20 protein-coding genes, 4 tRNA genes and 1 pseudogene are annotated in these 22,045 nt (G+C 70.3%); 11 read left to right on the forward strand and 14 right to left on the reverse strand.

What is annotated here, in order from left to right; translation table 11 throughout:
• Nucleotides 1-13: 13 nt before the first annotated feature.
• The 3 genes from ABZW11_RS08890 to ABZW11_RS08900 all read right to left on the reverse strand — a co-directional run bounded on the left by ABZW11_RS08890 (nucleotide 14) and on the right by ABZW11_RS08900 (nucleotide 2,576).
• The gene (locus ABZW11_RS08890) at nucleotides 14-1,108 is read right to left on the reverse strand and encodes an LLM class flavin-dependent oxidoreductase (RefSeq protein WP_355414244.1); all 1,095 of its coding nucleotides are present in this window, start codon (nucleotides 1,106-1,108) and stop codon (nucleotides 14-16) included.
• A gap of 78 nt (nucleotides 1,109-1,186) precedes the next feature.
• Nucleotides 1,187-1,837 carry an epimerase gene (locus tag ABZW11_RS08895; RefSeq protein WP_355414246.1) on the reverse strand — a complete coding sequence of 217 codons (651 nt, stop codon included), beginning with the start codon at nucleotides 1,835-1,837 and terminating at the stop codon, nucleotides 1,187-1,189.
• A 10-nt stretch (nucleotides 1,838-1,847) separates the two neighbouring features.
• Nucleotides 1,848-2,576, reverse strand: coding sequence for a helix-turn-helix domain-containing protein (locus ABZW11_RS08900; protein WP_355414248.1), 729 nt, complete (start codon nucleotides 2,574-2,576; stop codon nucleotides 1,848-1,850).
• A 71-nt stretch (nucleotides 2,577-2,647) separates the two neighbouring features.
• Between ABZW11_RS08900 and ABZW11_RS08905 the strand changes: the two genes are divergently transcribed.
• On the forward strand, nucleotides 2,648-3,016 hold the full coding sequence (locus ABZW11_RS08905; protein ID WP_355414250.1) for a metal-sulfur cluster assembly factor: 369 nt from the start codon (nucleotides 2,648-2,650) through the stop codon (nucleotides 3,014-3,016).
• Nucleotides 3,013-3,996: an amidohydrolase family protein gene (locus ABZW11_RS08910; RefSeq protein WP_355414252.1), complete on the forward strand. Its 984-nt coding sequence runs from the start codon at nucleotides 3,013-3,015 to the stop codon at nucleotides 3,994-3,996. The genes ABZW11_RS08905 and ABZW11_RS08910 overlap by 4 nt, the downstream gene beginning before the upstream one ends.
• A 130-nt stretch (nucleotides 3,997-4,126) precedes the next feature.
• On the opposite strand, the gene ABZW11_RS08915 is transcribed toward ABZW11_RS08910, so the two are convergent.
• The 5 genes from ABZW11_RS08915 to ABZW11_RS08935 all read right to left on the reverse strand — a co-directional run bounded on the left by ABZW11_RS08915 (nucleotide 4,127) and on the right by ABZW11_RS08935 (nucleotide 6,194).
• Nucleotides 4,127-4,558 carry a nuclear transport factor 2 family protein gene (locus ABZW11_RS08915; protein ID WP_355414254.1) on the reverse strand — a complete coding sequence of 144 codons (432 nt, stop codon included), beginning with the start codon at nucleotides 4,556-4,558 and terminating at the stop codon, nucleotides 4,127-4,129.
• A gap of 119 nt (nucleotides 4,559-4,677) precedes the next feature.
• Nucleotides 4,678-4,749 (reverse strand) — tRNA-Val (locus tag ABZW11_RS08920).
• A gap of 8 nt (nucleotides 4,750-4,757) precedes the next feature.
• Nucleotides 4,758-4,828: transfer RNA gene (locus ABZW11_RS08925), tRNA-Cys, on the reverse strand.
• Between the two features lie 15 nt (nucleotides 4,829-4,843).
• Nucleotides 4,844-4,915, reverse strand: a tRNA-Gly gene (locus ABZW11_RS08930).
• Nucleotides 4,916-4,994: 79 nt separating this feature from the next.
• Nucleotides 4,995-6,194, reverse strand: coding sequence for a hypothetical protein (locus ABZW11_RS08935; RefSeq protein ID WP_355414256.1), 1,200 nt, complete (start codon nucleotides 6,192-6,194; stop codon nucleotides 4,995-4,997).
• A gap of 124 nt (nucleotides 6,195-6,318) precedes the next feature.
• Between ABZW11_RS08935 and ABZW11_RS08940 the strand changes: the two genes are divergently transcribed.
• From ABZW11_RS08940 to hutH, 3 genes are read left to right on the forward strand one after another with little or no spacing between them, the layout of a single operon-like run.
• Nucleotides 6,319-6,870 (forward strand): hemerythrin domain-containing protein, encoded by a 552-nt coding sequence (locus ABZW11_RS08940; RefSeq protein WP_355414258.1) that lies wholly within the window; start codon nucleotides 6,319-6,321, stop codon nucleotides 6,868-6,870.
• A gap of 43 nt (nucleotides 6,871-6,913) precedes the next feature.
• The gene (locus tag ABZW11_RS08945; protein WP_355414260.1) at nucleotides 6,914-7,621 is read left to right on the forward strand and encodes a helix-turn-helix domain-containing protein; all 708 of its coding nucleotides are present in this window, start codon (nucleotides 6,914-6,916) and stop codon (nucleotides 7,619-7,621) included.
• 16 nt (nucleotides 7,622-7,637) lie between these two features.
• Entirely contained in the window at nucleotides 7,638-9,188 is a 1,551-nt protein-coding gene (gene hutH, locus ABZW11_RS08950) for a histidine ammonia-lyase (protein WP_355414262.1), read from the forward strand.
• A gap of 4 nt (nucleotides 9,189-9,192) precedes the next feature.
• Here the strand turns inward: hutH and ABZW11_RS08955 are convergent, their stop codons facing one another.
• Nucleotides 9,193-10,419 carry a Rid family hydrolase gene (locus ABZW11_RS08955; RefSeq protein ID WP_355414264.1) on the reverse strand — a complete coding sequence of 409 codons (1,227 nt, stop codon included), beginning with the start codon at nucleotides 10,417-10,419 and terminating at the stop codon, nucleotides 9,193-9,195.
• Between the two features lie 58 nt (nucleotides 10,420-10,477).
• Between ABZW11_RS08955 and ABZW11_RS08960 the strand changes: the two genes are divergently transcribed.
• Genes ABZW11_RS08960 through ABZW11_RS08970 form a run of 3 tightly spaced genes read left to right on the forward strand, consistent with a single transcriptional unit; the run spans nucleotide 10,478 to nucleotide 13,202 of the window.
• Nucleotides 10,478-11,395, forward strand: a complete 918-nt coding sequence (locus tag ABZW11_RS08960) for a LysR family transcriptional regulator (RefSeq protein WP_355414266.1) — start codon at nucleotides 10,478-10,480, stop codon at nucleotides 11,393-11,395.
• A complete protein-coding gene (locus ABZW11_RS08965; RefSeq protein ID WP_355414268.1) occupies nucleotides 11,362-12,375 on the forward strand; it encodes a chorismate-binding protein in 1,014 nt (337 codons plus the stop codon). Before ABZW11_RS08960 ends, ABZW11_RS08965 begins: the two co-directional genes overlap by 34 nt.
• Nucleotides 12,372-13,202 (forward strand): aminotransferase class IV, encoded by an 831-nt coding sequence (locus ABZW11_RS08970; RefSeq protein WP_355414270.1) that lies wholly within the window; start codon nucleotides 12,372-12,374, stop codon nucleotides 13,200-13,202. Before ABZW11_RS08965 ends, ABZW11_RS08970 begins: the two co-directional genes overlap by 4 nt.
• Before the next feature lie 171 nt (nucleotides 13,203-13,373).
• Here ABZW11_RS08970 and ABZW11_RS08975 read toward each other — a convergent pair whose 3' ends face one another.
• A complete protein-coding gene (locus ABZW11_RS08975) occupies nucleotides 13,374-14,783 on the reverse strand; it encodes a hypothetical protein (protein ID WP_355414272.1) in 1,410 nt (469 codons plus the stop codon).
• Nucleotides 14,784-14,956: 173 nt separating this feature from the next.
• Between ABZW11_RS08975 and ABZW11_RS08980 the strand changes: the two genes are divergently transcribed.
• Nucleotides 14,957-15,496 (forward strand): DUF305 domain-containing protein, encoded by a 540-nt coding sequence (locus ABZW11_RS08980; protein WP_355414274.1) that lies wholly within the window; start codon nucleotides 14,957-14,959, stop codon nucleotides 15,494-15,496.
• Nucleotides 15,497-15,564: 68 nt separating this feature from the next.
• Here ABZW11_RS08980 and ABZW11_RS08985 read toward each other — a convergent pair whose 3' ends face one another.
• On the reverse strand, nucleotides 15,565-15,981 hold the full coding sequence (locus tag ABZW11_RS08985; protein ID WP_103958541.1) for an SsgA family sporulation/cell division regulator: 417 nt from the start codon (nucleotides 15,979-15,981) through the stop codon (nucleotides 15,565-15,567).
• Nucleotides 15,982-16,441: 460 nt separating this feature from the next.
• On the opposite strand from ABZW11_RS08985, the gene ABZW11_RS08990 reads away from it, so the two are divergent.
• Nucleotides 16,442-16,516 (forward strand) — tRNA-Val (locus tag ABZW11_RS08990).
• Nucleotides 16,517-16,581: 65 nt separating this feature from the next.
• Here ABZW11_RS08990 and ABZW11_RS08995 read toward each other — a convergent pair.
• The 3 genes and pseudogenes from ABZW11_RS08995 to ABZW11_RS09005 form a co-directional block, all read right to left on the reverse strand.
• A complete protein-coding gene (locus tag ABZW11_RS08995) occupies nucleotides 16,582-17,256 on the reverse strand; it encodes a tyrosine-type recombinase/integrase (protein ID WP_355414276.1) in 675 nt (224 codons plus the stop codon).
• A 292-nt stretch (nucleotides 17,257-17,548) separates the two neighbouring features.
• Nucleotides 17,549-17,794: pseudogene (locus ABZW11_RS09000) on the reverse strand (transposase); the annotation flags it as partial.
• Nucleotides 17,795-18,848: 1,054 nt separating this feature from the next.
• The gene (locus tag ABZW11_RS09005; RefSeq protein ID WP_355414456.1) at nucleotides 18,849-19,445 is read right to left on the reverse strand and encodes a GntR family transcriptional regulator; all 597 of its coding nucleotides are present in this window, start codon (nucleotides 19,443-19,445) and stop codon (nucleotides 18,849-18,851) included.
• Nucleotides 19,446-19,507: 62 nt separating this feature from the next.
• Here ABZW11_RS09005 and aceE point away from each other — a divergent pair, with 62 nt between their 5' ends.
• Nucleotides 19,508-21,967 carry a pyruvate dehydrogenase (acetyl-transferring), homodimeric type gene (gene aceE / locus ABZW11_RS09010; protein ID WP_355414278.1) on the forward strand — a complete coding sequence of 820 codons (2,460 nt, stop codon included), beginning with the start codon at nucleotides 19,508-19,510 and terminating at the stop codon, nucleotides 21,965-21,967.
• The last annotated feature ends 78 nt before the right edge of the window (nucleotides 21,968-22,045 follow it).

Here is a 22,045-nt window from a genome sequence, read left to right on the forward strand (position 1 = left end):
GGAGGAAGGCAGGTCAGGCGCCGACGGGAGCGGACGCGTCCCGCGCCGCCAGTAGCGACGCGTGCGTGGGCGCGCCGGGCACCTCGGCGGGGCGGTCCTTGGCGAACTCCTTGCGCAGCACCGGCACGACCTCCTCGCCGAGGAGGTCGAGCTGCTCCAGCACGGTCTTCAGCGGCAGGCCCGCGTGGTCCATGAGGAAGAGCTGGCGCTGGTAGTCGCCGAAGAACTCCCTGAACTCGAGCGTCCTGTCGATGACCTGCTGCGGGCTGCCCACGGTGAGCGGCGTCTCGGCCATGAACTCCTCCAGGGAGGGGCCGTGGCCGTAGACGGGGGCGTTGTCGAAGTACGGGCGGAACTCGCGTACCGCGTCCTGGGAGTTCCTGCGCATGAACACCTGCCCGCCGAGCCCCACGACGGCCTGCTCGGGCGTGCCGTGGCCGTAGTGGGCGTAGCGCTGCCGGTAGAGGTTGATCAGGCGCATGAAGTGCTCCTTCGGCCAGAAGATGTTGTTGGCGAAGAAGCCGTCGCCGTAGTAGGCGGCCTGCTCGGCGATCTCGGGGCTGCGGATCGAGCCGTGCCACACGAACGGCGGCACGCCGTCGAGCGGGCGCGGGGTGCTGGTGAAGCCCTGCAGCGGCGTACGGAAGCGGCCCTCCCAGTCGACGACGTCCTCGCGCCACAGCCGGTGCAGCAGCGCGTAGTTCTCGATGGCCAGCGGGATGCCCTGCCTGATGTCCTGCCCGAACCACGGGTAGACGGGGCCCGTGTTGCCGCGCCCCAGCATGAGGTCCACCCGGCCGTCGGAGAGGTGCTGCAGCATGGCGAAGTCTTCGGCGATCTTCACGGGGTCGTTGGTCGTGATCAGCGTCGTGGCCGTGGACAGCTGCAGGCGCTCGGTCCTGGCCGCGATGTAGCCCAGCATGGTGGTGGGCGAGGACGGCACGAAGGGCGGGTTGTGGTGCTCGCCGGTCGCGAAGACGTCGAGACCCACCTCCTCCGCCTTGAGCGCGATCGCCACCATCGCCTTGATCCGCTCGTGCTCCGACGGGGTTCTGCCGGTGGTGGGGTCGGCGGTGACGTCACCCACGCTGAAGATGCCGAACTGCATTTTAGTCACCATCCAGGACTGTTGAATATTTGACGACTACGGTAGCGCCAGAGCACGCCGGGTTATTCCATCATCACTTCAGAGCGCGTTGATGTCCGCGGGCCCGAGTATCCGCTTCGGCGCCCCGCGCTCGGCCACCGCGATCATCGCCTGCCCGATCCGCTCCGTCGTGGTCACCTGTGCGGCGAACAGCCGCCGCAGGATCGGGTAGAGCGGCCTGGTCACCATGTACGCCAGCCGGTAGAGCGCCGTGCGCGAGGTCACCCCGTGCACCGGCTGGATGTAGCCCGGCCGGAACATGTACGCCTCCAGCGGCAGCGCCAGCAGCGCGTTCTCGGTCTCGCCCTTCACCCGGGCCCACATGGCCCGCCCGCCGGCGTCGGTGCCCATGCCCGACACGTATACGAAGGTCGATCCTGGGCTGAGCCTGGCCAGCGTCCGCCCGGCCGCCAGCGCGAAGTCGTAGGTGACCCGGCGGTAGCCGGGCTCCCGCATGCCCGCCGACGACACCCCGAGGCAGAAGAAGCAGGCGCCGTGGCCGCGCAGCTCGTCCTCGATCGGGCTCAGGTCGTCGAGCGCGGCATGCCTCACCTCGCGCAGCTTCGGGTGCGCGACCCCGGTGGGGGCGCGGCCGACCGCCAGCACGGCCGTCACCCGCTCGTCGGCCAGGCACTCCCTGAGCACGCCGCGCCCGATCATGCCGGTCGCCCCGAACAGGATCACCTTCATGCCGTTCCTCTCACGTCAGGTCGCCGACGGCCTCCTCCAGGCGGGCGCGGGCGCGGGCGGGGATGGTCAGGCCGCGGGCGGAGATGCCGATGGCCCACGACGTGCCGGGCACCACCGCGCCCGCGCAGGCCACCTCGTCCCTGAACTGCCCGTGCTCCTCCACCACCTGCCCCGGGGATAAGCCCGCCAGCTCCTCCTCGACGTCCTCCACGCTGGCGGGGGTGGAGGAGGTGAAGCGGCGCAGGCCGTACTCGGTCAATATGTCACGCCGCGTCCGCTGCGGGAGCGAGAGCAGCAGCGCCTTGCCGAGCGCGGTGGCGTGCGGCGCGGTGTCCAGGCCCGCCTGAAGGTCCTCAAGCCAGGGGGAGCGCGGCCCCTCGGCGACGTCCAGCACGATCAACCGGCCGCCGAGCAGCTGCGCGAGGTACGCGGTGTGCCCCGTCACCGCCGACAGGTGGCGCAGCACGACCGAGGCGCGGGGCGGGCGGTCGAAGGCGTCGATCATCTCGTGGAACCGCTCGGCGACCTGGGTGCCCGGCAGGTAGTCGCCGTCCGGGCAGCGGTACAGGTAGCCCTCGTAGCACAGGGTGCGGACGAGGTGGTAGGAGGTCGACAGGTTGAGCCCGCACCGCCGTGCGATGACCTTGACCGACAGCGGCCGGTCGGCGCGCGAGACCTCCTCCAGGACACGAAGGGCACGGGAGACGCTGCGTATCAGATCGCTCGGTTCTTCGGTCATCCCTCAAGCATGTGCGCTATCTGAAAATCGGACGCCTACCCCAGGCGGCACACCCGTCCGACGATGGGGCCATGCCGGAGATACCGCAGTGGGCCAGTGAGGCGCTGGCGGGGGTCTACGACCCGTGCTGCCGGGAGAAGGGCATCTCCGTCGTGGAGATGGGCCTCGTCAGGTCCGTCGAGGTGCGCGACGGGATGGCCAGGGTGGAGCTGCTGCTGACGTCGGGCTGGTGCCCGTTCGCCGCCCGCGTGCTGTCGGAGGTGCGCGAGCGCATCGAGGAGCAGCCGGGCGTCCGCGAGGCCGAGGTCGAGATCGTCTGGGACGAGGTGTGGACGACGGAGCGGCTCTCCCCGAGGGCGGACCGGCTGCTGCGCTTCCTGCCCGACCCCGCGCAGGTGCCCGACAAAGCCGCCTACATCGCGAGAAGGGAACGACGGTGATCGACGACTTCTTCGTGTTCGACAGCGTGGCGCACGTCTTCAACTTCGAGCCCAAGAACGCCTTCGGCGACCCGGGCCGGATGTTCTCCAACCACCTGTACGCCTTCCACACCACCCTCACCCCGGAGGGGGAGCCCAAGCTGCCGCCCGAGGAGTTCCTGCGGCAGTGGACGATCGACGACATCCACCGCATGGTCTTCGACGAGTCCGACACCGACATGCTCGTGGCCATGCCGCTGCCGCTCACCGACCTCTACCACGACGGGCTGTCGCCCTGGCAGGAGTGCGCCGAGCTGGCCGCCCGCGACCCCGATCGGGTCGTCTTCTGGGGCTCGGTCAACCCGCTGGAGGGCCGCAAGGCGCTGGACCTGATGGAACGCCAGGTGGGGGAGTACAACGCGCGGGCGTTCAAGCTCTACAACGTCCGCTACGACTACGGCTCGCCGTACCCGTGGCGGATGGACGACCCCCGGGTGGCCTTCCCCATCTTCGAGAAGGCCCGCGACCTCGGCGTCAACCTGATCGGCGTGCACAAGGGCGTCCCGCTGGGGCCGCAGCCGATCGAGCACACCCAGACGTGGGACATGGACGGCGCCGCCGCCAACTTCCCCGACATCAACTTCGTCATCTTCCACGTCGGCCTGCCGTTCCTGGACGAGACCTGCTGGCAGCTCATCCGCTACCCCAACCTGTACGCCGACCTCGCGGCCACGATCAACTTCATCGTGCGGGCGCCCAGGATGTTCGCCGAGATCCTCGGCAAGCTGCTCTTCTGGTGCGGCGAGGACAAGATCATCTACGGCTCGGAGGCGCCGATCTTCCACCCGCAGTGGGCGCTGCGCGCGTTCAGGGACTTCCAGATCCCGCAGGACCTGTGCGAGGGGTACGGCTACCCGCAGCTCACCGACCAGGCCAAGCGCAAGATCTTGGGGGAGAACCTGCTACGCCTGCACGGCCTTGCTCCGGCGCACGGCCGGTAGCGGCGACGGCCACCGGGCCGGCCACAGGACCGGCCACAGGACCGGCCACAGGACCGGCCACAGGGCCGGCCACAGGACCGGCCACCGTGGCGGGGACGCCGCGGTCAGGGCCGGCATGATGATCCGCCGCTCAGGTGGCGGTGCGCCAGGACTGTTCCTCGACCAGCTCCACGCTGCGCCAGCCGCCGGGGGTGCGGCGGAGGCGGTGGTGGTACCAGCCGCCGCCGTGCAGGAACCCCTTGGTCCGCGCGCCCGTCATCTCCCGCGTGGGGGCGAGCGTGTCGAGGAACGGCGCGCTCACCCGCGCCTCATCGCCCGCGAACGCGAACGTGGCCGTACCCACCAGATGCGATCTCCCCGGCCAGTGTGAGAGCACCTCGGCCAGCCACGCCTTGACCTCGTCACGGGTGCCGCTGATGCCGCCGGACGAGCGGTAGTCGATGCTCGCGTCCGGGGTGAACACCTCGTCCAGCAGGTCCCAGTGCCCCGAGTCGACGGCCCTGGTGTAGCGGGCCAGCAGCTCCGTGATCTCTGATCGGTCGGCGATCTCCTGCGCGTCCATAGGGTGATCGTCGCGCTGAGCGAGGCTCCTGGCCAGCAGCCCTTCGAGGCGGCCACGGTGACCACCCGGGGCGGAGAACACGAAGCCCCAGCCGATGAGGGCTGGGGCTTCGAAAGGAGTGGACGATACTGGGATTGAACCAGTGACCTCTTCCGTGTCAGGGAAGCGCTCTCCCGCTGAGCTAATCGTCCTTGGTGTGAGGTGGCGACGGGATTTGAACCCGTGTGGACGGCTTTGCAGGCCGCTGCCTCGCCTCTCGGCCACGCCACCGAGCCGGAAGCTCCGAGCGGAAGACGGGATTCGAACCCGCGACCCTCACCTTGGCAAGGTGATGCTCTACCACTGAGCCACTTCCGCGTGTCGCCCCGGTCGCCGCCGGGTGACGTAGAGAACTCTAGCGAATCTCGGCCCACTCCCCAAACTGGAATCCGGACGCCTACGGCGTGAGCCGCACGTCCACCGGATGGGGACCCTCCGTCTCCAGCCGGTACTCCCGCCCGTTGATCGCCCGGTTGTGCTCGATGACCCGCTCCGACGGCGGCTGCTCCCCGCCCATGACCGCCTCCTGCATGCGGGTGAACCGCTCGTGGGCCTCGCGCACATAGCCGGTGCCCAGGGTGGTGACGTCCACCTGCGTGGTGAGCAGGTCGCGCAGGTAGCCCTTGTTCGGCTCGAACGTCACGGGCGGCGGCAGCGCGGGCGCCAGCACCTGGTCGGGGTCGCGCCCGTCGAACCGCTTGAACAGCTCGGCGGCCAGCCGCAGATGTTCGAGCTCCATCATGAGGTGCAGCTCCCAGATCGCGCGCACCTTGGGGTCGGACTCGGTCTCCAGGAACGAGTGGTACAGGTAGCACTCGTTGTACTCGTGGTTGAGCAGCATCTCCCACCAGCTCTCGCCGGGATCGACGAGCGACTCGTAGTGGGTGACGTGCTCCTCCTCGATGAGCCCGATCTCCTGGTAGAGCTGCCGCGCGATGGGCTCCATGTAGGTGGGGCCGACGTTCATGTAGAAGTTCATGGTCTGCTGCTCGGCCGCCATGATCGTCAGCGCGTGCAGCCGCGACAGCGGCTCGGTCTCGCGGCGTTCGTAGGGCCGGCGCACGTTGTCGATCGGGTCGCGATGATGCTGGTACGTCGGCCGCCCGGGCATGACCTCGGTGAGCTGGTCGACGATCTTCTCCGCCTTGCGGCGCTCGATCAGCTCGTACAGGTTGGCGTACCGGTAGAGATGGTCGAAGTCCTCCAGCACCCCGAACTGGTAGGCCTGCTTCAGGTACGGATCCGGCTCCGTCCGCGCCACCCAGGCCGTCAGGTCCACCGCGACCTGCTCGTACGCGATCGTCGTCTCCAGCACCGACGACGAGCCCGGCAACAGCCAGTTGACCGCCTTCTGCTGCTGCGCCTCGATGTAGCGCACCCGCGCGAGCCGCCGCTCGACCTCGAGGTCGGCGCAGTGCCTGGCCAGGTGGTGGCTGAACATGACGGCCTCGGCCTCGATGCCGTTCATGGTGATGATCCGGCACCGCGTGTAAGGATCGGCGGCGTCGGGGTCGATCGGGGCGACGTTCAGCTCCCGCCAGGTGCGCAGCTGCTCGTCCAGCGGGATACCCCGCTCCTGGAGTGGGTCGAAGGACATGTCGCTGCGCGTACCCCCGCCCGTGCCGGGCAACCTCCGCGTTCGGTGCTCGAAAAGCCCGCGTTCGGTAAGGCGGCGCGTGCCGGCACGTCGCCGGGGTAGGGCGCTCGACGTGGCTGAACACGTGGCTGAACACGATGTCATCGAGCTCCTGATGGCCCAGCACGGGCGGATCAGGGACCTGTTCGACGAGGTGGAGCAGGCGCCTCCGGACAAGGTCGGGGAGGCGTTCGAGCGGTTGACGCGCCTGCTGTCGGTGCACGAGACCGCCGAGGAGGAGATCGTCCACCCGTACGCGCGCAGGAAGCTCGACAACGGCCAGGGCCTGGTGGCCGACCGGCTGGCCGAGGAGAACAAGGCCAAGCGCCTGCTCCTCGACCTGCACAAGGCGGGCGTGGACGACGCGCGGTTCTGGGAGGGGCTGGCGGAGCTGCGTACCGCGGTGACGGCGCACGCCCGCAGCGAGGAGCGCTACGAGTTCGCCAAGCTGCGCGCGCGGACGTCGGTGGCGGAGCGGCGGACGATGGCGGCGGCCGTGCGCGCGGCGGAGTCGATGGCGCCGACCCGCCCGCACCCCGGCACCGAGTCGATGACGAAGAACGTGCTGGTGGGCACGCCCATGGCGATCATGGACCGGGCCCGCGACATGCTCCGCAAGGCATTGGGCAAGCGGTAACCCTTCGACGCGCAGCGAAATGTCGCCGTACTAGCGTCGAGGCATGGAACACATCGCCGCAGACGCCGACATCGCGCCCGTGGCCGCGCTGATCGCGGAGCCCGCGCGGGCCGCGATCCTGACCGCGCTGCTCGGCGGGCGCGCGCTGGCCGCCGGTGAGCTGGCCAGGATGGCGGGGGTGAGCGCCGCCACCGCGAGCGCCCATCTCGCCAGGCTGCTGGACGGCGGGCTGGTGGCCGTCGTCCGCCGGGGCCGCCACCGCTACTACCGCCTGGCCGGGCACGAGATCGCCGAGGTGCTGGAGGTGCTGGCGCGGATCAGCGCCCGCCCGCCGGTGCGCTCGCTGCGCCAGTCGCGGCAGGCCAGGCAACTGGAGGAGGCCCGCACCTGCTACGACCACCTCGCGGGCCGCGCCGGGGTGAGCCTGCTCGACCGGCTCAAGGACGGCGGCCACTACGACGGCCACGACCTGACCGGGCGGGGGGAGCGGCTGCTGTCGCGGCTCGGCGTGGACGTCGCCGGCACGCGCAGGTCGCGGCGGCGCTTCGCGCCCGAGTGCCTGGACTGGACCGAGCGCAGGGCCCACCTCGGCGGCGCGCTCGGCGCGGCGATCACGGAGGTGCTGTTCGAGCGCGAATGGCTGCGCCGGGGCACCGTGCCGAGGGCCGTGACCTTGACGGACGCGGGACGGCAGGGGCTGGAGGAACTCTTCGGAAGTAAGGAGCTAACATCGGGTACGCCGGTTACCTAAGCGAGAGAGACGCACCATGCGCGACAACGAAGTCGTGACCGTCGGCCCAGAACCGCTGACCTTCGACGACGTCATCAGGGTGGCCCGCCACGGCGCCCCCGTACGCCTCAGCGACGACGCCGTCGCCGCCATCGCCGCCGCCCGGCAGCGAGTGGACGAGCTCGCCGAGACCCCCGTCCCCCACTACGGCATCTCCACCGGGTTCGGCGCCCTCGCCACCCGGCACATCGACCCGGCGCTGCGCGCCCAGCTCCAGCGCTCCCTCGTCCGCTCGCACGCGGCAGGCAGCGGCCCCGAGGTGGAGACCGAGGTGGTGCGCGCCCTCATGCTGCTGCGCCTGCACACCCTGGCCACCGGCCACACCGGCATCAGGCCGACCACCGCCAAGACGCTGGCCGCGCTCATCAGCTCGGGCATCACGCCGATCGTGCACGAGTACGGCAGCCTCGGCTGCTCGGGCGACCTGGCACCGCTGGCGCACGTGGCGCTGACGCTCATGGGCGAGGGCGTCGTCAGGGACGCGTCGGGCGCGGTGCGGCCCGCCGCGGAGGCGCTCAAGCAGGCCAGGATCGACCCGGTCGAGCTGGCCGCCAAGGAGGGCCTCGCGCTGATCAACGGCACCGACGGCATGCTCGGCATGCTCATCCTCGCCATCCACGACCTCACCAAGCTGGTCAGGACCGCCGACGTGAGCGCCGCGATGAGCGTCGAGGCGCTGCTCGGCACCGACCGGGTGTTCGCGCCCGAGCTGCAGGAGCTGCGCCCGCACCCGGGCCAGGCGCGCTCGGCCGCCAACATGGTGAAGGTGCTGCGCGGCTCCGGCATCATGGCCAGCCATCGCGACCCGGCCGCCTGCACGCGCGTGCAGGACGCGTACTCGCTGCGCTGCGCCCCGCAGGTGGCAGGCGCGGCCCGTGACACGATCGCGCACGCCGCCTCCGTCGCCGGGTGGGAGCTGGCCAGTGCCGTGGACAACCCGGCCGTGCTGGCCGACGGCCGGGTCGAGTCCAACGGCAACTTCCACGGGGCGCCGCTGGGGTACGTGCTGGACTTCCTCGCGATCGTGGCCGCCGACCTCGCGTCGATGGCGGAGCGGCGTACCGACCGGTTCCTCGACGTGGCGCGCAACCACGGCCTGCCGGCCTTCCTCGCCGACGACCCCGGCGTCGACTCAGGCCACATGATCGCCCAGTACACCCAGGCCGCCCTGGTCTCCGAGCTCAAGCGGCTGGCCGTGCCCGCCAGCGTCGACTCCATCCCCAGCTCGGCCATGCAGGAGGACCACGTCTCCATGGGCTGGTCGGCGGCGCGCAAGCTGCGCAAGTCGGTGGACGGGCTCACCCGGGTGCTGGCCGTCGAGGTGCTGACCGCCGCCCGCGCGATCGACCTGCGCGCCCCGCTGGAGCCCGCCCCCGCGACGGCCGCCGTCGTACGTGCGCTGCGCGAGACCGTGCCGGCCCCCGGCCCCGACCGGTTCCTGGCCCCCGAGATCGAGGCCGCGGTCCGGCTGGTCGCCGAGGGCGGCGTGGTCGCCGCCGCCGAGTCCGTGACGGGGCCGCTGGACTGACCCCTTACCGGTGCGGCAGCGCCACGATCAGGTCCACCTCCAGGCGCAACCCCGGCATGAACAGCTTCGACACCTCCACCGTCGTGCTGGCCGGGGGAGTGCCGGTGAGGTAGCGGCGGCGCACCGCGCCGTAGGCGAGACGGTCGTCCATGTCCGTCAGGTACGTGCGGATGAACGCCACGTCCTCGAACGTCGCGCCCTGGTCTTCGAGGATCCGCGCGATGACCTGGAAGACGTGCTCGGCCTGCTCCTCCATGGTCTCGCCGACCACCTGCCCGCGCTCGTCGAAGGCGGCCTGGCCGGAGATGTAGAGCATGTCTCCGACGCGGGTGGCGTGCGAGTACGCGCCGTTCGTGGCGGGGATCGTCGGCAGGTTGAGCGGCACCGCCCGATGGACGGCCGTCCCGCTCACAGGCCCGCTCACAGGCCCGCTCACAGGCCCGCTCACAGGCCCGCTCACAGGCCCGCTCACAGGCCCGGTGAGGTGGGTGGCGATGGCCGTCAGGTCGTGGCCGCCCAGGCCGGCCGCCTCGGCCTCCTGGAGGCGGGCGCGGGCGGCGGTGGCCAGGGTGGCGTCCTGCCAGGCGCCCAGCGCCAGGTCCTTAGCCGCGTGGCCGAGCGAGTAGCGGGTCTGCGCGGCCGGGGTGCGCAGCCGCTCGGCCAGCGCGCCCAGCGGGGTCGCTCCCAGCACGTCCGCCAGGGCGTCGCGATCCACGCCGTGCGCCTCCCCGTACGCGAGCGTCTCCGCGAGCAGCACCTGGGCGGGCACGAGCGCGCTCATGACGGCGATCTTCATGGCCGCGCCCGCCCCCAGCGGGCCCAGTTCGCGCACCTGCCCGAACACCGACAGCACCTCCCGGCACCCCGAGACGTCACCGCCGGCCAGCACGGTCAGCGTGCCGTCGGCCGCGGGCCCCACGCTGCCCAGCACCGGTGCGTCCACCAGGTTCACCGACGGCGGGAGCAGCGCGCGCAGCTCGCGCACCGCCTCCGGGCCGATCGTGGACATCTCCACGACGGTCGCCCCCGGCCGCAGCCCCTGTAGCGCGGCCGTCAGCACCTCGCGGACCGCGGCAGGGTCGCTGAGCATGGTGATGACCAGCTCCGCACCCTCCACGGCGGCGGCCACGGGACCGTCCGCCCGCCGCCACGTCGTCACCTTGTGCCCGGCGTCCACGAGCCGCCGGGCCATGGGGACGCCCATGCGTCCCTGTCCCAGAAAAGCAATCACGGCTCCGAGTGAAGCCGACCGTTTGGTATTCCACCAACAACTTGATTGCATGGCTGCCATGCCCAACGCGAATGCCTTTGACACCGGCACGCTCCGGCTGTTCGACGAGGTGGCGCGGAGCGGGTCCATCACCGCCGCCGCCGAGCTGCTCGGCTACACCCAGTCGGCGCTCTCGCGGCGCATCGCCGCACTCGAACGCGCCGCGGGCGGGCCGCTGTTCGAACGCCTGCCGCGCGGCGTCCGCCTGACCCCCGCGGGCGCGGCCCTGCACCGGCACGCCGTCGCGGTGCTCGACCGGCTCGGCCGGGCCGGCGAGGAGCTGGCCGCCATCCACCGGGGCGAGGGCGGACAGCTGCGGGTCGGCTCGTTCGCCACCGCCAACGTCGCGCTCGTGCCGCACGCGCTCAGGCGGTTCGCGGCGCGGCGGCCCGGCGTCGAGCTGCGCCTGACCGAGGGGCTCAGCGCGCCGCTGGTCGAGCGGCTGCACGCCGGAGCGCTCGACGTGGCGGTGATCAGCGACTACCCGGCCGGGCTGCCCGCCGAGGAGACGCGTACGGTCCCGCTGCTGGCCGACCGGCTGCTCGTCGCGCTGCCCGCCGGGCACCGCCTGGCCGCCGAGCCCGACGTGGACCTGCGCGACCTCGCGGAGGAGAGCTGGATCGAGGCCGCCCCGCGCGGCCAGCCGACGCTGCTGCTGCGGGCGTGCGCGGCGGCCGGGTTCACCCCGCGCGGCGGGCTGCGGGTGGCCGAATGGTCGGGCAAGTTCGGGTTCGTCGCGGCGGGGCTCGGGGTGACGCTGGTGCCGGAGCTGGCGGCGGGAGCCGTACCGGCAGGGCTGGTACTCAAACCCCTCAGGGGTACGGAGCCCGCACGCAAGGTCTACGCGGCCCTGCCCGATACGCCACTGCCCGCCGCGCTGGAGCTGGTCGAAATGCTGGGACAATGGGAGATGTGTACCGCGATTACGCCCACTTAGGACACGTTCTCGCCACCGGGCTGCGTGACGTGACCTCCGACCTCGCCGCGCTCGACGGCGAGGGCTGGTGGGCCGTCGTCGTCGACTACGAGGGCAAGGTGACGTGCGCCCGGTTCGACCACGTCCGCCCGGCGCCCCTGCCCACGCCCTCGGGGCCGTGGCGCGGCCCGCGGTCCGACCAGTGGCGCAGCTCGCTCGACCGCGCCGCGTACGAGCGGGGCGTCCAGGCCATCCGCGCTCACATCGAGCAGGGCGAGGTCTATCAGGCCAACCTCTGCCGCGTCCTGACCGCGCCGCTCGCTCCCGACGCCGACCCGCTCGCCCTGGCCGCCCGGCTGGCGGCGGGCAACCCGGCCAAGTACGGCGGCGTGATCAGCCTGCCCGGCCTGAGCGTCGTCACGGCCTCGCCCGAGCTCTACCTGTCGCGCGACGGCGACGTCGTGGAGTCGCGCCCGATCAAGGGCACCGGCGTCACGGAGGCCGACCTGCTCGACAAGGACTACGCCGAGAACGTCATGATCGTCGACCTGGTCCGCAACGACCTGGGCAGGGTCGCCGAGGTCGGCTCGGTCGAGGTGCCCGCGCTGTGCGTGGCCGAGGAATACCCCGGCTCCGTCCACCTCGTCTCCACCGTGCGCGCCAGGCTCCAGGCGGGCGCGGGCTGGCCGGAGCTGTTCGAGGCGACGTTCCCGCCCGGGTCCGTCACGGGCGCGCCCAAGTCGTCGGCCCTGCGCATCATCAATGAGCTCGAACCAGCACCGCGCGGCCCGTACTGTGGGGCCGTGGGCTGGGTCGACGCCGACCGAGGCAGGGCGGCGCTGGCCGTAGGCATCAGAACATTCGAGATCTCGGCCGGCGAGATCCGGTTCGGCACGGGAGCGGGCATCACCTGGGGCAGCGACCCCGGGCGCGAATGGCTCGAGACCGAGCTCAAGGCAGCCAGGCTGATCGCGCTGGCATCACAGGAGGCAACTGCATGAACATCCCTGTCTGGGTCAACGGGGAGCTGATCGACCCCGCTGAGGCCACCGTCTCGGTCTTCGACCACGGGCTCATGGTCGGCGACGGCGTCTTCGAGACCATCAAGATCATGAACGGCAAGTCGTTCGCGCTCACCCGCCACCTCGATCGGCTCACCCTCTCCGCCCAGCGCATGGACCTGCCCGAGCCCGACGTCGAGGCCATCGCCGCCGGCATCGACAAGCTGCTCGACGCCGCCCCCGCCTGGGAGCTGGGCCGCATCCGCGTCACCTACACCAGCGGCCCCGGTCCCCTCGGCTCCGACCGCGGCGACCAGGGCACCACCAGCGTCGTCATCGTGGACGAGCAGAAGCCCTTCCCCGCCACCGCGAACGTCGCCGTCGTCCCCTGGCCGCGCAACGAGCGCGGCGCCCTGGCCGGCGTCAAGAGCACCTCCTACGGCGACAACGCCAAGGCCCTGCTGCACGCCAAGCGGCGCGGCGGCGGCGAGGCGATCTTCGGCAACCTGGCGGGCGACCTCTGCGAGGGCACCGGCTCCAACATCTTCGTCGTCCGCGACGGCCGCCTGCTCACCCCCACCCTCGCCTCCGGCTGCCTGGCCGGCGTCACCCGCGCGCTGGTGCTCGAATGGTGCGGCGCCGAGGAGGCGGACGTCCCCCTCCAGGCCCTGTACGAAGCCGACGAGGCGTTTCTCACCTCCACCACCCGCGACGTGCAGCCGATCAAGCTCGTCGACGACACCGAGCTGCCCGCCGCCCCCGGCCCCATCACCACCAAGGCCATGCGGATCTTCGCCGAGCGCTCCGCCGCCGACCTCAACCCGTGACCCAGGCCGCCCCGTCGTGACGCGCGGCGGGGCCGCCGCCCGACGAGCTGCTGCTCACCCTGGAGTGGCCGTGGGCCCGCGTCAGAACTCACGGCCGTCACGCTGGACGGCGCCGCCATCGCCCGCGCCGCCAAGCGCTCGTCGTCCGGCCGGCCCGCCTGACCGCCCGGGTCAGTACGACTGCTGCGTCTGGACGTTGAAGTCGTCCATCTTCACCTTCGCCGCCGGGTCGGTGAGCGGGTCGTCGATCTTCAGCACGTCCAGGCCGGCCCTGATGTCGCTGGAGTAGATGTAGCCGTTGTAGTAGTACGCCGACCACGTGCCCGCGATGCCGTCGCCCGGGAACGGGCCGCGGTCGAAGAACCCGATCTCCTTCGGGGCCGCCGAGTCGGTGAAGTCCCAGATGGACACGCCGCCCTGGTACCACGACTGCACCATGACGTCCTTGCCCGGCACCGGGATGAGCGAGCCGTTGTGCGCGACGCAGTTCTCGTTCTGCTGCTGCTCGCGCGGGATCTTGAAGTAGCCGCGCTTCTCCAGCCGGCCGTCCACCAGGTCGTAGATGGCGTTCGCGCCCTTGGTCTGCGGCGTGTTGCGGTCGCAGGTGGCCTGGCTGCCGCCGCCCAGCTCGTCGCCGAAGACCACCTTCGTCCCCTCGTTGTTGAACGTCGCCGAGTGCCAGATCTGGAAGTTCTCGGTGTCGGTGAGCTCCTGCACCACCCGCGGATCGACCGGGTCGCTGATGTCGAGCAGCACGCCGTCGCCGAAGCAGGCCGCCGCGGCCACCTTCTTCTCCGGGTAGGCGGTGATGTCGTGGCAGCCGGAGTCGAGGTCGCTGGTCGCGCGGTCGGGGAACAGGTTCGGCTTGGCGACCACCTTCGCGTTCTCCGGGGCCGCCAGGGGGACCTCCACGATCTGCAGCAGCTCGTGCGGGGCCGGGCAGGTGGGGGAGTCGGGCTCCGGGCCGGGCGAGGAGACGTACACGTAGAGCGTCTCACCGGCCGGGACCATCGTGTGGGTGTGCGAGCCGCACTCGGTCTGGACGGCGCCGACGTACCGCGGGCTCCGCTTGTCGCTGACGTCGAAGATCCGCAGGCCCTCCCACGCGCGGGGGCCGTCGGCGGCGTCGCACTCGGGGCCCGCGCGCGGCTCGTCGATCGACAGGATCAGCAGGTCACCGTGGATCGTGACGTCGTTCTGCTGGGCCGGGCAGGAGACCTGGCTGACCACCCTGGGCTTCTCCGGATCGCCGATGTCGTAGATCGCGAAGCCGCCGAAGTTGCCCACGTACGCGTAGTCGCCCTGGAAAGCGAGGTCGGTGTTGAAGTCCTCCTCGCCGTTCAGCGGGGCGGTCCGCGGCACGTTGGCGACATGCCGGATATTGGGGCTGGTCTGCGCGCCGCTCCCGCCCGAGGACGTGCCGCCCTCCCGGGAGCCGGTCGTGGCCGGCGGGGGCTCGGCGGAGGACGCCGCTCCCGGCTCGGCGGCGGGCGCCGCGGCGCAGGCGGAGGCCAGGACCAGCACCGCCGACACCAGCGTGGCCCGCAGCGTGGTGCCGCGCACCTTGGTACCGCGCGACATGGCGAAGATCAACGCGCATCCCCTTTGTCTCGTAGCTCACTATGGAAGCTATGTCAGCAGGATCGGGGACGCGTACGGTAATCGTCACACTTATGGCGACATTTGCCCTTGCGGGTTGTGCGCAGGAGCCTCCCGCGCCGGCCGGGCCATCACCCGTGGGCACCGAGGCGCCGGTGATCGTGCCAGGCAGCCCCGGGGCTCCCGCCCGCACCGCCCGGCCGGGGGAGCGGGTCGGGCGCACGCCCTCCGCCGCCGTCGCCGCCGACGTGCGCTTCGCCGAGGGCATGATCCCCCATCACCGCCAGGCGCTGGAGATGACCGCGCTGGTCGAGGCCCGTACGACGAACGGGAGCATCCGCTCGCTGGCCCGCCAGATCTCCGCCGCCCAGACGCCGGAGATCAAGGTCATGACGAACTGGCTCGCCGAGCTCGGCCGCCGCGCCCCCGCCGGTCACGACCACACGCAGGGGGCCGCGTACGGGATGGCCACCCAGGAGCAGCTGAACGCGCTGCGGGGCGCCAGGAACGGCGCCTTCGACCGGCTGTTCCTGCAGCTCATGACCCGCCACCACGAGGGCGCGGTCAAGATGGCCGGCGAGCAATTGGCCGGCGGGCGCGACCAGCGCATGCGACTGCTCGCCAAGGACGTCTACTCGGGGCAGAGCATCGAGATCGCACGGATGCGACGGGTGCTGGAGTCGCTGCCGGCGTGAGGGGCCCCTGCATGATCATGTCCGGCGTTCCTGGGGGAGATCGCCGGACGACGTGCCGCCTTCTTCGGTCAGGACGGCCAGAGCATGTTGGTCAGCTCGGCGTCCAGGTCCATGTAGTCGGTCTCGCGACCGGCCGGAACCTTCTCGTACGTGCGGTGCAGGAACTCCGTGAGCGGAGCCAGCGGCACCTCGAACAACGCCTGCCCGAACGGGGAGGTGAGGCTGATGTGCAGGGTGCGTTCGCCGTCGGCGCGCGCGGGCCACACCTGCACGTCGCCGTCACCGACACGCCGAACGATGCCCACGGTGAGCAACTCGCGGGCGAAGATCCACTCGACCGGCTCGTCGTTCCCTACGTGGAAGGCCATGCGGATGGCGTACGGATCGTCGGCTGTGTAGCTCAGCCCGGCGAGCAGGGGGACGGTAGTACGGTCGGGGACCACAAGCCGAAGGCCAAGCTCGGCGGAGACGGTGGTGCTGTTCATCGTCAGCCAAACCTTTTCGTCGTAGGTCCCCTCTTCGGGGCTTTCACTGCTCTGACGGACTTCGTCCGGAGCTATGACGCGGAACGAAGAAACCTGTAGGAAAGATTCCGCCCCAGGGGCCTTCTGTAACGCACATCACAGCTGGACATTTAGGCATCTACCAGGCTAAACGGCATCAATCGGGTCGTATTTGCAAGGGTTTTGCGTGCTGTGGAGCCTGCCCCGGACGCGCCGTCCATGAACGTTTCCCGCTCAAGATCCTGGCCGAAGATCGTGGCCGATGCTTCCCGGACAGGACGATGGTATGCCACACGCCCGCCGCGCCGGTGGGCAACCGCCGCGTTTCACCCGAATCCCTCTGACGCGGCCCACGGCGGGCCTCCCCGGGCTATTGGTTTCGCCGTACGTCCCGGAGTGCGGTATGGTTTTCCCCGTCGGAACCGCAAGGGGCCGGCAGGGCGGGCGATTAGCTCAGCGGGAGAGCGCTTCGTTCACACCGAAGAGGTCACTGGTTCGATCCCAGTATCGCCCACCAGCTCAAAGGCCGCTCCCATGTCGGGAAGCGGCCTTTCTGATCTTCTGAGTGACAAAGTGAGTGACTTACGGTTCCTCGCTGCTGTGATCCGGCGCGGCGAAGATGCGATCCATGATCACGGTCCCTTCCTGCATCACCGGACGGATCTGCTGCCGGTAGATCTTCTCCGTCACGGCCGACCCTCCTGCGTGGCCGATCACACGAGCGATGTGCTCGATGGGCAGGCCATCAGCGGAGAGCAGAGAGACGAAGCTGTGCCGTAGCTCGCGAGGAGTCCACTCCTCGGGCACGAGTCCCGCCCTCTTGATCACACGCCGCACCTCCCGCCGAACGTTGGCGGCACTGAGCTTGGCACCCGTACGAGTGGCGAACACGAGATCGTCGTCGTGCCACCGATCGCCGGCCTTTTCACGGACGTCACTCTGGTGAGCCCAGAGAGCCCGTAGAGCGCTGACGCATCGCTGAGGCAGCTTCAGAGTCCGACGTGATCGCGGGGTCTTGGTGTCCCCGCCGGTCCGCACGGATCGCCATACGTAGATCCCGAACTCGCTGTGATCCCATCCGGCCTCCTTCACGGACGACCAGGTCCCGGTCCTCTCGTCGAGGGCTACGACGTACGCCCAGCGCAGTGCGCGTACCTCCTCGGTGCGCAGGCCGACGAGGAGCGACACCAGGACGTAGGCCCGCAGCCACGGTTTGGCCGTCTCGCCGGCCTCCAGGACCGCTGCCGCCCGCTCCATGGTGAGCCTTGGACGGCCGTCCAGACCTACCCAAGCTCCCGGACCTTGCAGGCCCCGAGGTCCGGAACGATGTGCTTCTCGGCCAGAGTCCGCTTCGTGACGATGGTTGAAGCTGCCCGTGAATCGCCCCGGCTTTGGTGGAGACCTCAGCGGTTGATTGCTAGGGCTTCGTGGGGGTGGTGGTGAGCGTAGTAGATGGCCTCGAACTCGTCGGGCGGCTTCTTTCCCCGCCGGGCGCCTTGCAGGCCGAGTGCGCGCATGCGTCGTTCGGCGGTGCAGCGAGCCCTGGCGGGAGCTTCGGGATCGCCAGGTCGATCGTTCCCGCGCGGGTGTGCCACTCTCGCAGCCGGTAGCCGTTACGCGAGTTCGTACGCTCCTCGCTGCGCCGGCCATAGGCGGCCCCGCACAGGCTGTCGACCTCGGCCGACATCAACGTCTCGGCCATGGTCTTCACCATGGATCGCAACATGTCCGGGTCACCGGTCTCGATCTGCTGCGCCGGCCACCGCTCAGGCGTCACACTGTTGTCCGCGGTCATCGCCGTTCTCCTTGGAATCGTTGCTACGAAGGATCACGCGATGACCGTTCGCATTTCACGACGCCACACCTGCTGACCAGGTCAAACTCGTACACCACTTCCGTGGACGCTAACTGACCCCGGTATCGCGGCGCCAGATACCCGCCCATCTCAGGCCTGCTCGATCGCGACGATGTAATAACTACAGCTCCCATAATCCGGCGATTACGCCTACTGATGAGTGCAAACCAACGAGGGTCGGCGGGGTCCGGCTCATCTTCCAGTTCGCGGTCCAGCAGCTCGTCCCGCGAGCTTTCGTAGGCTCGCACCACGTCAGAAGGCCAACCTAGCCATCGCTGCGCATGTTCATCGGTGCCGGCTGCCTCGGCTGCCCTCAGGGACCAGTGACCAGCCGTCCTTATCACCACCTCGTTTGTCTCTATCGCATGAAGCTTTTTCGAACAGACAACCCGCATCATGATCGGCCACGGTAGGGCAAGGTGGCGCCCCCCACATCGCAGCCAGGTATCGGATGGACAACAGACTCGTATGATCGTGTACCTGCGTGACCGGCGCCGCAGCAGTTCTCGCAGCGAAGCATGAGATTACGTCTGGTTGAAGCAGCATCCCCATCTTCGCTGCCCCCACGTAGGTGACAAACTGAGTGACACCCGACGTGCTCCGGCATGCCCACCTGCGCACATCCGCGCAGGTCACCAATTATTTTGACCAGGGCAAACGCCAGGTCTCGCAACCGTCGTTGTTGCTTTACGCCGAAGAGGTCACTGTTTCGACCCCAGTATCGCCCACCGCAGCTCGGAGGCCATTCGTGATCACGCGGATGGCCTCTTTTGATTTCCTGGGCCGTGCGGTCGTCTGTGCTTATTTCGCCCCTTTGTCGCTTTCCGCCGACTTATCGAACTCTAATAGGGGCATGGCGGTATTCGCTGGTCTTTTTCGCGGGCTTGCGTGCGCCGGTAGCGGGAATTGGTATTCCTTCCCTCGGGCCCATGATCATGGCTTCGCAGCCGGTGGCGACGCTGGTCGAGCGCCTGCCCGATCGCCCTTGCCCGTGTCAGGGCGCGTAGGCGAGGACGTGGTTTCTCATGAGGACCGGGAGGGCGGGGTCGTCGCGTTCGATCGCCTCCACCAAGGGCTCGTGGTCCAGGGCGTTCTCGTGGGGGCGCAGGCCCAGCAGGCGGATCGACAGGTGGGTCCAGACCTCGACGCCCAGTGACTCCCACACCGCCAGCAGCACCTCGTTGCCGGCCGCCGCGACGATCTCGCGGTGGAAGGCGACGCCGTGGCGGACCTGGTCGGTGCGGGAGCCGGTGGCGATGGCCTGCCGCAGGTGGGCTAGGTTGTCTCGGAGCGCGTCGGGGGAGGGGCGGCCGAGACGGACGGCGGTCTCCTCCAGGCCGGCTCGCACCTGGTAGACCTCACGCAGGTCGGCCTCGGTGAAGCCGCGCACCTGTGCGCCCTTGTTAGGGGAGGTTTCGATCAGGCGCAGTGTCTCCAGCTCGCGCAGCGCCTCGCGGACCGGGGCCTGGCTGACGCCGAGCTCCGCCGCGAGCCGGCGCTCGACGATGCGGTCGCCGGGCGCCCATCGGCCGTCGATCAGACCCTCGATGATCGAGGATCGGATCCGGTCGCGCAGCGGGACCCTCACCACCGGTTTCACGCCACGATCCTAGCCGTCTTCGCACATGGGATGATCGATCATAGGATGGATGCATGGAGACAGACTGGGACCCCCAAGAGACGGCGGAATGGCTGGAGTCGCTCGAAGCCGTCCGCCGGGAGGCCGGCCCCGACCGGGCCGAGTTCCTGCTGCGGCGGCTGGCCACGAGCAGCCGCTACGTCAACACGGTGCCGACCGATGACGAGCCCGACTACCCGGGTGATCTGGAGCTGGAGGAGCGCGTAGCGGCGTACGACCGCTGGAACGCCGCCGCGATGATCACCAGGGGCAGCAAGCTGGGGCTCGGCGGCCACCTGTCCACCTACGCCTCGGCCGCCTGGCTCTACGAGGTCGGCTTCAACCACTTCTTCCACGGCGAGCACGACCAGGTCTACTTCCAGGGTCACGCCTCGCCGGGGATCTACGCCCGCGCCTTCCTGGAGGGCCGGCTGAGTGAGGAGCAGCTCGACCTGTTCAGGCGGGAGCCGCAGGGCGGCCTGCCGTCCTACCCGCACCCGAGGGCGATGCCGGGGTTCTGGCAGTTCCCGACCGTGTCGATGGGGCTGGGGCCGCTCAACGCGGTCTATCAGGCCCGGTTCAACCGCTACCTGCTCAACCGCGGCATCAAGGACACCTCGGCCTCCCACGTGTGGGCGTTCCTGGGCGACGGCGAGATGGACGAGCCCGAGGCCACGGCGGCGCTGACGCTGGCCGCGCGCGAGGGCCTCGACAACCTCACGTTCGTCATCAACTGCAACCTGCAGCGGCTCGACGGCCCCGTACGCGGCAACACCCGCATCGTGCAGGAGCTGGAGGGCGTCTTCAGGGGCGCGGGCTGGAACGTGGTCAAGGCGCTGTGGGGCCGCGACTGGGACCCGCTGCTCCAGAACGACGAGCTGGTGGCGCGGCTGTCGGAGACGCCCGACGGCCAGTTCCAGACGTTCGCCGCCTCCTCGGGCGACTACATCCGCGAGAAGCTGTTCCACGGCATCGAGGTGCCCCACTCCGACGAGGAGCTGCGTCAGATCGTCGGCGGGTCGCGGGCGGGCCACGAGCCGCGCAAGGTGTACGCCGCCTACCGCCGCGCGCTCGACCACCGGGGCGGCCCGACGGTGATCCTCGTCCAGACGGTCAAGGGCTGGACGCTCGGCGCCGGTGTGGAGGCGCGCAACGCCAACCACCAGATGAAGAAGCTCTCCCAGGACGAGTTCCGCGGCCTGCGCGACCGCCTGGGTCTGCCGATCAGCGACGCCGCGCTCGACGGCGACCTGCCCCCGTACGCGCACCCCGGCCCCGACTCGCCCGAGGCCCGCTACGTGGCCGAGCGGCGCGAAGCGCTGGGCGGCCCCGTGCCGTCGCGGAAGGTGTCGTACCACCCGCTGGCGGCCCCCGACGCGCGTCCCTTCGACAGGCTGGCCAAGGGCTCGGCGCAGCCGGTGGCGACCACGATGGCGTTCGTGCGGCTGGTGAAGGACCTCATGCGGGAGCCGGAGACGGGCCGCCGCTGGGTGCCGATCGTGCCCGACGAGGCCAGGACGTTCGGCATGGAGTCGCTCTTCCCGTCGGCGAAGATCTACTCGCCGCTCGGCCAGCGCTACGAATCCGTCGACCGGGACCTGCTGCTCGCCTACACCGAGTCCACCGAGGGGCAGATCCTGCTGGAGGGCATCACCGAGGCGGGCTCGATGGCGTCGTTCACCGCCGCCGCCTCCAGCTACGCCACCCACGGCGAGCCGATGATCCCGTTCTACATCTTCTACTCGATGTTCGGCTGGCAGCGGACCGGCGACCAGATGTGGGCGCTGGCCGACCAGCTCGGCCGGGGCTTCCTCGTGGGCGCCACGGCGGGCCGCACCACCATGACGGGTGAGGGGCTGCAGCACGCCGACGGGCACTCCCAGCTCATCGCCTCGACCAACCCGGCGTGCCTGGCGTACGACCCGGCGTTCGCGTACGAGGTGGGCGTGATCGTCCGCGACGGCCTGCGGCGCATGTACGGCGAGGCCGGCGAGGACGTGTTCTACTACCTGACCGTCTACAACGAGCCCAAGCCGCAGCCCGCCATGCCGGAGGGCGTCGAGGAGGGCATCGTCAAGGGCATGTACCGCTTCTCCGAGGGCGGCGGGCAGGCGCAGCTGCTGGCCAGCGGCACCGCCATCCACTGGGCGCTGGCGGCGCAGGAGCTGCTGCGCGAGGAGTACGGCATCGGCGTGGACGTCTGGTCGGTCACCTCCTGGAGCGAGCTGCGCAGGAACGCCATGACGGCGACCGGCGTGCCGTACGTCCAGGAGGCCCTGGCCGGGGCGCGCGGGCCGGTGATCGCGGTCAGCGACTGGATGCGGGCGGTGCCCGACCAGATCGCCCCCTGGGTACGTCAGCCGTGGACCTCGCTCGGCACCGACGGCTTCGGCCTGTCGGGCACCCGCGAGTCGGTGCGTGAGCACTTCGGTGTGGACCCGCGCTCGATCGCGGACGCGGTGCTCAAGGCCGTGCAGGAGGAGTCCGGCGCCTGAGCCGGCATCGTCAGGCCGGGCCGGAAGGGAGAGGCCCGGCCTGACACCGGAGGGGAGCGGTAGCCGGTGGGGCCCGGC

Source organism: Nonomuraea sp. NPDC004580 (assembly GCF_040609855.1).
In the GTDB taxonomy this organism is placed as follows: domain Bacteria; phylum Actinomycetota; class Actinomycetes; order Streptosporangiales; family Streptosporangiaceae; genus Nonomuraea; species Nonomuraea salmonea.

What these genes read in the sequence shown, in the direction of transcription:
- ABZW11_RS08915 (WP_355414254.1), bottom strand. Translation starts at nt 4,558, where the DNA reads ATGGACGCGCAGGAGATCGCCGACCGATCAGAGATCACGGAGCTGCTG.
- ABZW11_RS08935 (WP_355414256.1), bottom strand. Translation starts at nt 6,194, where the DNA reads ATGTCCTTCGACCCACTCCAGGAGCGGGGTATCCCGCTGGACGAGCAG.
- ABZW11_RS08905 (WP_355414250.1), top strand. Translation starts at nt 2,648, where the DNA reads ATGCCGGAGATACCGCAGTGGGCCAGTGAGGCGCTGGCGGGGGTCTAC.
- ABZW11_RS08895 (WP_355414246.1), bottom strand. Translation starts at nt 1,837, where the DNA reads ATGAAGGTGATCCTGTTCGGGGCGACCGGCATGATCGGGCGCGGCGTG.
- aceE (WP_355414278.1), top strand. Translation starts at nt 19,508, where the DNA reads ATGGAGACAGACTGGGACCCCCAAGAGACGGCGGAATGGCTGGAGTCG.
- ABZW11_RS08995 (WP_355414276.1), bottom strand. Translation starts at nt 17,256, where the DNA reads ATGGAGCGGGCGGCAGCGGTCCTGGAGGCCGGCGAGACGGCCAAACCG.
- ABZW11_RS08890 (WP_355414244.1), bottom strand. Translation starts at nt 1,108, where the DNA reads ATGCAGTTCGGCATCTTCAGCGTGGGTGACGTCACCGCCGACCCCACC.
- ABZW11_RS08975 (WP_355414272.1), bottom strand. Translation starts at nt 14,783, where the DNA reads ATGTCGCGCGGTACCAAGGTGCGCGGCACCACGCTGCGGGCCACGCTG.
- ABZW11_RS08945 (WP_355414260.1), top strand. Translation starts at nt 6,914, where the DNA reads ATGGAACACATCGCCGCAGACGCCGACATCGCGCCCGTGGCCGCGCTG.
- ABZW11_RS08965 (WP_355414268.1), top strand. Translation starts at nt 11,362, where the DNA reads ATGGGAGATGTGTACCGCGATTACGCCCACTTAGGACACGTTCTCGCC.
- hutH (WP_355414262.1), top strand. Translation starts at nt 7,638, where the DNA reads ATGCGCGACAACGAAGTCGTGACCGTCGGCCCAGAACCGCTGACCTTC.
- ABZW11_RS08970 (WP_355414270.1), top strand. Translation starts at nt 12,372, where the DNA reads ATGAACATCCCTGTCTGGGTCAACGGGGAGCTGATCGACCCCGCTGAG.
- ABZW11_RS08900 (WP_355414248.1), bottom strand. Translation starts at nt 2,576, where the DNA reads ATGACCGAAGAACCGAGCGATCTGATACGCAGCGTCTCCCGTGCCCTT.
- ABZW11_RS08985 (WP_103958541.1), bottom strand. Translation starts at nt 15,981, where the DNA reads ATGAACAGCACCACCGTCTCCGCCGAGCTTGGCCTTCGGCTTGTGGTC.
- ABZW11_RS08960 (WP_355414266.1), top strand. Translation starts at nt 10,478, where the DNA reads ATGCCCAACGCGAATGCCTTTGACACCGGCACGCTCCGGCTGTTCGAC.